Below are 10,233 nucleotides of genomic sequence, written 5' to 3' on the forward strand. Positions count from 1 at the left end.
TGGTTCACTACACTTGGCGGTAAATACCTGTGGTCAGACTATCTCCGACTGAATTAGTGCCATGCCCGGCACACGCATAAAAAAGACAGGCGTCGCCTGTCTTAAGCATCTTATAAAGCGTTTGCTGCAAGATAACCAGATTCAATAGCTGAATTGATGTCTGCCACCTTATTTGCATCACCAACAACCTGAACATGGATATTCTTTTCTTCTAATGCAGTCATGTCAAATGCATTAGAACGAGCACCTACTGCAAATACTACATAATCACATGGAAGTGATACTTTACCTTCTGCAGTTTCTGCTTCTACTGTAGTTGCAGTAATTTCTGTTACCTTAGTATTAGTGAACTGTTTAACACCATGCTTTTCAAAATCAGCCATCATTTCTGGACGAATTGTAGTTGATTCTTCTTTCGCAATAGTATCCATCATTTCTACGATACTTACATCATTACCTCTAAGTGCAAGGTATTCAGCTGTTTCAGCACCTACAAGTCCACCACCGATAACAACGATTCTTCCTGCTGGGAACTGTTCATTAGAAAGTACTTTCCAAGCATCCTGTACATGAGGCATATCCTTACCAGGGATATTTAAGATGAAGTTAGAAGCACCAGTTGCAACGATAACTTCATCAGGCTGATCAGCTAAGATATCTTCGCTAGTAACAGCTTTTCCTAAACGTAAATCAACACCCAATGCTTTGACTTCATTTGCGAGATAATGAATAGCACGATTCATTTCTTCTTTTCTAGGTGGTACAGAAGCAATATTTAACTGTCCGCCTACTTGAGTATCCTTGTCATAAACAATAACGTCATGACCCTTCACTGCAGCAACTCTTGCAGCTTCTAAACCTGCAGGTCCTGCACCAACAATAACAACCTTCTTCTTATCATCTGCAGGAGTAATAGTTCTTTCATATTCATAACCATTTTCTGCATTAAGAACACAGCTTAAGAACTTTCTGTTTTGGATAGAGTCTGTACATCCCTTATTACACATCATACATAAACGGATTCTACAAGGCTGTCCATCTTCAATCTTTTTAACATAATCAGGATCAGCTAACAATGAACGTCCATAACCTACGATATCACATACACCATTTTCGATTAAGGCTTCACCATTCTGTGGAGTAACGATACGTCCTACCGCAGATACTGGAATACTTACAGCATCTTTAACTCTCTTAGTATATGACTGCATGAAACAATATGGCTGAGTACCCATTGCTGGAATTGTATCATTTAAGTTACCTGTATGGTTAGCCTGTCCAACATGGATCATATTAACGCCTGCTTCTTCAAGCTTCTTCGCAAATTCAACAGCTTCATCAATCTTTAATCCACCTTTACCTCTTAATGGGTTATCAGTGATGATTGGAAGTTTATAGTCAATACAGATATGAGGGGCATGTTCTTTAATGCTTTCTACTACTTGTAACGCAAAACGTGTTCTATTTTCGAAGCTTCCTCCATATTCATCTGTACGATGATTTAATACTGTAGAACATAAAGCACCTACTAAACGGTCTCCATGAACTTCTACTACATCTACACCTGCTTCATACGCACGTCTTACGCATTCACCCATCTGTTTAAGAATTGTATTTAATGCTTCTGGAGTTACTTCATCAGTGAAATGAAGCATATCATGATGTAATTTAGCACGAGCTGCCTGCATATCACCCTTCTTAAACATTTCAGCTAAAGCCTGAACATCATATTCAGGATGGAAAATCTGAATACCTAATTTACAATCAAATTCATGTAATGCATCAGCTAATTCTTTATAAGCTGGAATCTGTTCATCCTTGAATAATTTTGGTGTTGGAGAAACAGTATTTACTGGTGCGACGTCTCCAAGTACGATATAAGATACACCACCTTCTGCAATACGTTTATAGAAGTTGAAGCTCTGTTTAGAAATTGAACCGTCACGTTCTTCATAGCCAGTTGTCATTGGTGGGAACATGATACGATTTTTCAATGTGATTGGACCTACTTTAATTGGTTCTAATAGTTTCATATTATTTCTCTCCTTACAATACATTTTTAACCACTACCATTATAGCGCTTTCATTTTACAAATGATAGTAATTATACGCAATTTATAAGTCACATTTTGTCATCAAAAGAATAAATTATATGTTTTTTAAGACAAAAAAGTACGTACAAAAAAATACGTACTTAACTCTTTAATATTGTTTCATGAAGACAACCTGTGATGATTGTTCTTTAAATCCATTTTTCTGATAGAAGTAATAAGCAGGAAACTCTCTTTCCGTAATCAACATAATACGGTCTATTCCTCTTTTTTTCGTATAATCAACAACTAAGTCCATAAATTGAGTTCCGAGTCCTTTAGACTGTTCATTAGTCATTATGCCAAATTCATCAATCCAGAATTCTCTGCCATTATACCAATGTTTAATACGACCTAACGCAATTCCAATAAGCTGATCTCCATCATATAAACCAATAGATAAAGATAAGCGATTACCTACTAGATCATGCATATAAATAGATAGGTCCTCTTCATTCCATTCATCATTCCATGGTTCCCTGGAGAATATTTCATTAAATAATTGCGATATCTCTTTGACATGCGCCAAACATATTTCTCTAACTTCCATATAGTCTCCTATTCTAATTCTTCAGGAAGAATTGAGTATACAGCAGCATCTACAACTCCCTGATTATTTTTTGCAGATTTTCTAAGGATTCCCTCATATTTCATACCTGCTTTTTGCATCACTCGACCTGAATGAGGATTATTTTTATCATGTCTTGCACGTACTAAATCATAACCTTCCTTAAATAAGTAAGAAATGACTTCTTTAAGTGCTTCTGCAACATATCCATGACCCCAATAAGCCTGCCCAATACAATAGCCAATTTCTACTGTATTTGTTTTATAATCAATATTTGTAACAGAAATATTTCCAATGAGTGTACTCTTATCCTTTACGACAATGCCCCAGTTATAAGAATCACCCTTTTCATAAGACTGAATCCAGGAAGAAAGTAACTGCTTTGTGTCTTCTATACTTTGATGAGGTGGCCAAGTCAAATAACGAGTGACCTTTTCATCATTAGCCCAATGATGATACATATCATCTGCGTCTTCTATTTTAAATTCTCTTAATATTAAACGTTCAGTTTCTAAACAAGCAGTGCCATGACGCACTGTTGTTTGACACGAATATTGGTTCTTTAACTCCTTCAAAACAGCCATATGTGACTGATTCAAATGTTTTAACTGTAAGTCTTGAGACGTCCATTCTTCTCGCAAATAAAGAACAGTATCATCTTTAGGTGTATAAGAATATTTGAGACATCCTTCATCAGATAAAGATAATTCCTGAATACGATTCTCTTTGATTGCTGAATAAAAAGCATCTCTGTCTTCTTTAGTTAAAAACTTATATGTAACATAAATCTTCACTATAAATCCTCCAATAATTGTAGCGCATAAGCCTTAAACTCTTCTTCTATCTCACGATAATAGTGTTCATTTAAATCAGGAACACTTATCAGTGTGACAGTTGGTCTATCTTCTTCTAAAGGCATCATCTCCTTTAATTCTGCTTCAAGTAGTAAGTGATCCATCTCTTTCCAGATATTTTTTTCTTCATTCTTCAATCGAATGTGAAAAGCTTGAAATATGGTTTCTAGAAGCTGGTCTTCTATTACTTGATATTCTTTCATCTGTTTTTTTATAGGAGTGATGAGATCACTCATATAAGTTTCACTTGCATCATGAAATAGACATGATAAAACAACATGCTTACTATATCCTCTGCTTTGCGCTTCTTTTGCGCAGTTGAGAGAATGCTGAGCCACAGAGTAGAAATATTTAATATGACCATTCCCGCGACATAATAGACTTAATGCATGAGCAATATCTTCTAGATATATATCTTCTTCTCTGATATGAAGTGGATCTATTCTGTGACCACTAAACACATTCATCAATAACATAATCTTCTTAAACTGCCTTCCTCAAATGTATAATCAGGTGTTTCGAAGGGGTATTTGATTTCATCTTCATAATACCAGAGGTCATCATGTGATGGATTCTTTAGTAAATGAAATTCCTGAGCAGGCATATAGCCTTGTGCAATTAAGAAAGCCTTCTTTCCTTCTCTATTTGTACAAACATCTACAATCATCACGACATGTCCTGGTGAACCACCTTTTAAGAAAACATCTCCTACTCTTATTTCATTTAGTTTGATAGGTGTTGATTCACTTACCATGCTTGCACTTCCTGAATAAGCAAAGACAATACGCAAGTATTTTTTAAAACATTCATAAGAATCATCATAGGAAGCACTCTTTATATAAGATGCATGATCATTCTTAATGACGACACGATACCCTTCTCTCCATTTCATATAAGATAATAAGAATCCATCACTTAAATGAAATTGAATCTTATCGTATTGTTTGGTGTTCCAATAATATTCTGCATAGACTCTCATCACTGAGTCGGCACATTGTTGGAGGTTTTCATTTTCTATCGGTAACTTAAATACCGCAATTTGTGCACTTTGATTCCACTTCTTTTTACCGTTATACAAAAGAATAGGACTACCGTTTTCCTTTAATGGATAAGTCTGTAAGAAATGTGCAAAATCACTTTGTTCTCGTGTATATCCTTTGGGTGTGGGAATACGTGTTTCTAAGGTTGTACCTTTAGTATTGATAAAGTTTTTATTTGTAGTTGAAGATGGTGTACAAGCTGTTAAAAGTACACTTAGAAGCAGTAATATTATTTTCTTCATAATCAACCTCTCAGATAATAAATAAAGCAGCACAGCATACTAATACAAAACCACTGAATATGAGACAATTAGTAAAACGTATAGGAAATAAGTCTTCTTCTATAATAAATGTATCACAAGATGTAGGATCATTGTCTATTGTGACGTTCTTATTGTTTTTAAAATATTTCATCTGGAAGTATGTGATAGAAGGCTTTCTTTCAATAAACTTCCCTTCTGCATAGTATTGAATAGTCATCCTGTATAAATTTAATTCTTCTTGTTTTATATCTATGATTTTTCCTGATGTCTATAAAGAACAACGGGTCGCTTTAAGTCGATATTGAAAACGACTCACAAAACCTTTGACCATGATGACAACACCTAAAACACATATAAGTACAAGTAATAGTTTTTCCATAATGTCACCTAAAAAAATAATGACCTATAAGGCCATTAGATACGATAGTTACGAAATAAGTTCTCTTTTTTTACAAAGATGTCTTTAAAGAATATAAGTGCCCATAGTCCAATCGCAATATAAGCAAAGTACTGACTAATATAATATGATAGTATTGTACCTATACTTAATATGATAAACCATTTCTTGAATGCACTTCTTTGAGCACGGCTGATTCTTTTCTTATCATAATAATGGCTTTCTTCACGAGGTACATTCTTAAATGCACTAATACGATAAACACCTAATCCTTTAAGACATGTACAAATTATATAATAAAACAAGAATGTTAATGCGAGAATTGCACAGCATATACATCCTGTATTAATCATAAACACAACAAACAGCTCCCTTCAACCCTTAATACTATTCTATCATACCTTGATAAGAGATTTAAAGAGACGATACCATTTATAACCAATATAATTAGTTACTTCACGTTTTAAGAATTGAAACTTGGTATCTCTTGTGCGATATCTAGAAGATTGTGTTGGTGATGTATAGGCAGTAATGCCTGCATCCTTTGCCTGAAGCATGGCCCTTTTCATATGTAATGGATCACTGACTATTAATGCAGTCTTATAATGTTCAACATCCATAATCTTTTTCGCATTAATGAGATTCTCTAAAGTGACTGTTGACTGGTCTTCTGTAAGAATGTCATCTTCTGGTACACCTTGACTGATTGCATAAAGCTTTGCATTATAAGCATCACTAACAGGATTTCCTTTTCCATATCCTCCTGTTGTAATGATTTTCTTAACTAAATGTTTGTTGTATAAAACAACTGCATGATTAATTCTTTCTTGATAAACAGGTGAAGCATGACCATTGTATGTAGATGCACCTAAGACAATTGCAACATCTGCAGTTCTTGCTTCATCTTTAAAACTATATATATAAATACTTACTGCATTAGAAAATACATAAACAATAACTAATGCAATAAGTATAATTAATTTCTTTAAGAGTTTCATGGTAATACTTAATAATTCCTCCACAAAAAACATCTTAAACTATTTCTCATATTTTTCAATCCTATGTATCAAATTACATCAATTTTACATATCTTTTTTTGAATTGATTCAATAAAATGTATACAAACAACAAAATAAAACATGTTCCAATCATAATGAGATACATCATACTCGTTGTAATTGTATGTCCCATAAGTGTAAATGATGTATCAAAACTTTGATGAATTTCATTCATGATCGTAGAAGAAACCTTTGTATTTAGTTTAATAAATAGACTATTTAATAAATGCTTACGAATAAGTGCTGTTCCATAGGTTCCTGGTAAGAACTTAATAATAGCACGTACTGCAGGTGTAAATTGAGAAATAGGCATATAAGCACCACATAAGAAACCATACCCTGCACTCACAATACTGCTGACAGCTGAAATCTGGCCTTGTGTTGTAAGGAAATAATTAATAATAGATGATAAAGAAGCACCAAACAAAGTAAGCAAAAAGATATCTAGCAGACAATATAATATATCTTTTACTGGTAAAACAAAGTGACTTGTACCTAATACAATAAAACATGCAAGTAAAGCAGTGATATTAATAATCATAGTGATAAGTAAAGTAGAAATAAAATAACTTAGAGCTAATGTAGTTTTACTGACAGGTGCTATGAGTAAGTCCTTTATTTTATGATCTGCTTTATCTTGTACCATAATCATATTTGAACAGAATGATACTGTGACACAACTCACTGCAAGTAATGAGGAAAAGAGATAACCATTCACAAAAGCATCAATAGTCTTTTGTGATACAGAATAATACTTAACTATACTATCTAGCGAATCATGATAAACAGTCCCTAGAAATGTCATATATAAGACAATTAAGACTATTGGTGTAATCAAAGCTGTTAAGAAGCGTCCTTTATCCTTAAAAAATAATACTGTATGTCTTAATGTGAGATGATAAAGTTGTTTCATGATTGTTCACCTCCTGGGAGTTTATTTCCTGTTACATTTAAGAAGACATCATCCATTCTTCCTTTTACAAGTTCAAAGTCATTAAATAATTCCGGTTTTTGAAGAATCATTTCTTTCACAACACCCGGATGATTGACACGGATTGTGTAATGATCCTTATTATATGTATATGGATGTCCTAAAGACTTAATATCCTCTTCTTTTACATGATAGATATTTAAATAATCATAAGCATATTTCTGTTTTAATTCATGTGGTGTTCCAGAAGCTATTTGACGGCCATGATCAATAATAACAACTTGATCTGCTTCAGCGGCTTCTTCCATATAATGAGTCGTATGAAATACAGTCATATGTTTTTCTTTTCTTAAATTATCAATAACTTTCCATAATATTTTTCTTGTTTGAGGATCTAAACCAGTTGTTGGTTCATCCAAGATAAGAAGTTCTGGTTCATGAATAAGAGCACGAGCTATATCTATACGTCTTCTTTGTCCTCCTGATAGCTTATTTAAAGGTTTCTTTAAAAAGTCTTTGAAATCTAATAATATAGAGAGTTCTTCTAGTTTCTTCTTAAAAGAATTCCCCGTAATACCATATAAAGCAGCACGATACTTTAAGTTATCATAAACTGTGAGTACATCATCTAATGCAGAAGTTTGATAAACTACACCTATAGTAGTTCTTACTTCATCCATATGTGTTTTAATATCTTTGCCTTCAATGCATATTTCTCCTGCATCACTTGTAAGTTCACCACATATCATAGAAATAGTAGTACTCTTACCAGCACCATTAATACCTAAAAAAGAGAAGAAAGTCCCCTTTTCTACACTAAAGCTTAAGTCATCTACTGCTTTAGTATCACCAAAGCTTTTAGTAAGATATTTAATTTCAATACTGTTCATACGTTCACCCTTTTCTACTCTTAAGAGCTTTATTGATTTCATTTGCAAGATGGCAATCATTCAAATAATTAAATAGTCTGACTAAAATATCTACTACAAGTATTGTGAAAAAGAAAAGTAATCCTCCTAAGACATCCTCATACATACCAATTTGATATCCAGCAATTAAAAGAATGATTTCTAAGAGTATTGTATGAAGAATAGTCTTCACTAATACATTTTGAGACTTAGAATAATAGATAGTCGTAGGAAGGCAGGCAAGAAAAGAAAAGACTGCCACCTCTCCTAAATAAGATACAGATAGCATTTTTATTTGAGGCTGATCTATATGACAAAACAAGATTGTTGCAAACATTGATAAGGTATAAATCACAAAATATTGAATAGTTATTGTATGTATCATTTCATTTTTATCCATTTTTCATCCTCCTTATAATCCAATCATGTGTTTAAGTACACGTACATATTGTCTAGATACTATGAGTTTTTCTTTGTTTTTTAGTACAACTTCAAATCTTCCTGATAAGGAAGGTTTGATAGAATCAATCTTATCTGCATTAATAATAAGTGACTTAGAAGCACGAAAGAATGATGTACCTTCTGTTTCTTGTTCAAATTCATAAAGTTTCATTTTAGATTCATATATTTCTTTCTCACAGTACACAAATGCATTTTGATCTACAATTTCAAAATAATAGATACTATTTATATTTAAAGGATAAGCAGTTCCCCTTTTATATCCTATGATTTTCTTCTCATTTTCTATGTAAGAGACTATATTTTGTATTTCATCTGTCATCTTATGACATCTGATTATTGTTTCTTCAACATTTTCTTCTAGTATCAATTCAATTTTTGTCTTCATAGTCTTCCTCCGTCAAAAAAATAATAACATAATAGATTATATTTAAACATCTTATCCTATTAAGTTGTAGAAATCGTATTGTAAGATGAAAAAAAAGAGCTGTAACGCTCAAGGTAGTAGTAAATACTATCTATTCGTTACAGCCCCTTAGCGGGGACTGTCAACATTCTGTCCTTGACTTTTGAACCAGTTTAAAAGCTCCTTTCATTTTTTATTTTACTGGTGCTTTATCCATTTCATATCCATATATTTTATAATCTTGACTATATAGATATGCTAAAGAAAAATAATCTCCTGTAGGTAAAAATTCACTTCTATCAATACTGTGTTGTGTCAACAATTTAGATTCATTTGTATTGTTAATATTGGAAGTTATAATTGCAGTATGGTCTATATCTCCATCTTTGGTAAAATCTACTGAAATCACATCTCCTGCTGTAAGTAAATCCGATGTTTTTGCTATACCAGCTCTGGATTTCCAATGCTGATAAAAATTATTAGCTCCACCCCATGTATGTGATGGCTTTCCATTATCATAATACCAGTTTTTAGATTGTCTATGTGGTAAAAACAATCCTGATTTTCTATATTTAAAACCACCATAACTTAAACATTGTGAAACAAAATTCGTACAATCGCTCCAACCTCTTCTTATTGCAGACTGTCCCTTTGCATTTTCATCTAAATCATTGTAATCATTAGAATTAAGGTCTTGCTTATAATAATTAGCATAATATGGAAAATCTGTATTATTTGTTCTATTCCACCATTGCTTTGCATATTTAATAGCTTTATTAGAATCGTACCCATTTGATTTTTTTATATCACTAGGAGTTATTTTGTTAGATAATTCAGTTGAACTCTTACTTATTGGTAATAACAATTCAAGTTCTTCAGAATTAAATTCTTTTTCTTTTAAACAAGAAATGATTATTTTATTAGACTCTGCATTTTCATAAATATCTATAAATTCTGCAAATTCCGCTAGTTTATCATTAAGTTCCTTATTAGTAGAAGTTGGTATAGCCTTTAATATATTGTTGAAACTCATAGTTATCTAAATCTGGTACAATACCTAATACACAAGCTTTTCCTGCTATGTAGTCATATGCTTCTTTATACTTAATAAGAGCTTCTTCTTTAGTGATTGTTGTTTCAGGTAACAAATTGATTTCCATTCCTTGATATGTAAATTCATTGAATAATCTGTTATGAAATGACGATTGTCAAGTGGAAATAACACATTTCTTTGATTTTCGTTTTTCGTTTTCCGTTTT

14 protein-coding genes are annotated in these 10,233 nt (G+C 32.5%); all 14 read right to left on the reverse strand.

Annotation, left to right across the window (positions count from 1 at the left end; all coding sequences use genetic code 11):
• Positions 1-110 precede the first annotated feature (110 nt).
• Positions 111-2,033, reverse strand: coding sequence for a bilirubin reductase, long form (bilR, locus tag ABUA27_RS10540; protein WP_129981957.1), 1,923 nt, complete (start codon positions 2,031-2,033; stop codon positions 111-113).
• Between the two features lie 169 nt (positions 2,034-2,202).
• Positions 2,203-2,640, reverse strand: coding sequence for a GNAT family N-acetyltransferase (locus ABUA27_RS10545; protein ID WP_129981956.1), 438 nt, complete (start codon positions 2,638-2,640; stop codon positions 2,203-2,205).
• An 8-nt stretch (positions 2,641-2,648) separates the two neighbouring features.
• Positions 2,649-3,452 carry a GNAT family N-acetyltransferase gene (locus tag ABUA27_RS10550; protein ID WP_349820680.1) on the reverse strand — a complete coding sequence of 268 codons (804 nt, stop codon included), beginning with the start codon at positions 3,450-3,452 and terminating at the stop codon, positions 2,649-2,651.
• Positions 3,452-3,979, reverse strand: a complete 528-nt coding sequence (locus ABUA27_RS10555; protein WP_288835334.1) for an HD domain-containing protein — start codon at positions 3,977-3,979, stop codon at positions 3,452-3,454. Before ABUA27_RS10555 ends, ABUA27_RS10550 begins: the two co-directional genes overlap by 1 nt.
• Positions 3,979-4,794, reverse strand: coding sequence for a DUF4846 domain-containing protein (locus ABUA27_RS10560; protein WP_129981954.1), 816 nt, complete (start codon positions 4,792-4,794; stop codon positions 3,979-3,981). Before ABUA27_RS10560 ends, ABUA27_RS10555 begins: the two co-directional genes overlap by 1 nt.
• Before the next feature lie 10 nt (positions 4,795-4,804).
• A complete protein-coding gene (locus ABUA27_RS10565; protein ID WP_129981953.1) occupies positions 4,805-5,032 on the reverse strand; it encodes a hypothetical protein in 228 nt (75 codons plus the stop codon).
• 197 nt (positions 5,033-5,229) lie between these two features.
• Positions 5,230-5,571 (reverse strand): DUF3784 domain-containing protein, encoded by a 342-nt coding sequence (locus ABUA27_RS10570; RefSeq protein ID WP_129981952.1) that lies wholly within the window; start codon positions 5,569-5,571, stop codon positions 5,230-5,232.
• Positions 5,572-5,607: 36 nt separating this feature from the next.
• Positions 5,608-6,210 carry a YdcF family protein gene (locus ABUA27_RS10575; RefSeq protein ID WP_129981958.1) on the reverse strand — a complete coding sequence of 201 codons (603 nt, stop codon included), beginning with the start codon at positions 6,208-6,210 and terminating at the stop codon, positions 5,608-5,610.
• A 73-nt stretch (positions 6,211-6,283) separates the two neighbouring features.
• The gene (locus ABUA27_RS10580) at positions 6,284-7,183 is read right to left on the reverse strand and encodes an ABC transporter permease (protein WP_349820681.1); all 900 of its coding nucleotides are present in this window, start codon (positions 7,181-7,183) and stop codon (positions 6,284-6,286) included.
• A complete protein-coding gene (locus ABUA27_RS10585) occupies positions 7,180-8,133 on the reverse strand; it encodes an ABC transporter ATP-binding protein (protein ID WP_330041642.1) in 954 nt (317 codons plus the stop codon). The genes ABUA27_RS10580 and ABUA27_RS10585 overlap by 4 nt, the downstream gene beginning before the upstream one ends.
• Positions 8,096-8,509 carry a DUF3021 family protein gene (locus ABUA27_RS10590; protein WP_288835041.1) on the reverse strand — a complete coding sequence of 138 codons (414 nt, stop codon included), beginning with the start codon at positions 8,507-8,509 and terminating at the stop codon, positions 8,096-8,098. The genes ABUA27_RS10585 and ABUA27_RS10590 overlap by 38 nt, the downstream gene beginning before the upstream one ends.
• A 12-nt stretch (positions 8,510-8,521) precedes the next feature.
• Positions 8,522-8,956 (reverse strand): LytTR family DNA-binding domain-containing protein, encoded by a 435-nt coding sequence (locus ABUA27_RS10595; RefSeq protein ID WP_349820682.1) that lies wholly within the window; start codon positions 8,954-8,956, stop codon positions 8,522-8,524.
• A 211-nt stretch (positions 8,957-9,167) separates the two neighbouring features.
• Entirely contained in the window at positions 9,168-10,007 is an 840-nt protein-coding gene (locus ABUA27_RS10600; protein WP_349820683.1) for an amidase domain-containing protein, read from the reverse strand.
• Positions 9,964-10,134 (reverse strand): hypothetical protein, encoded by a 171-nt coding sequence (locus ABUA27_RS10605; RefSeq protein WP_349820684.1) that lies wholly within the window; start codon positions 10,132-10,134, stop codon positions 9,964-9,966. The genes ABUA27_RS10600 and ABUA27_RS10605 overlap by 44 nt, the downstream gene beginning before the upstream one ends.
• Positions 10,135-10,233 lie beyond the last annotated feature (99 nt).

This window comes from Catenibacterium sp. RTP21428st1_D7_RTP21428_210409, from assembly GCF_040227455.1.
GTDB classification, from domain to species: domain Bacteria; phylum Bacillota_I; class Bacilli_A; order Erysipelotrichales; family Coprobacillaceae; genus Catenibacterium; species Catenibacterium mitsuoka_A.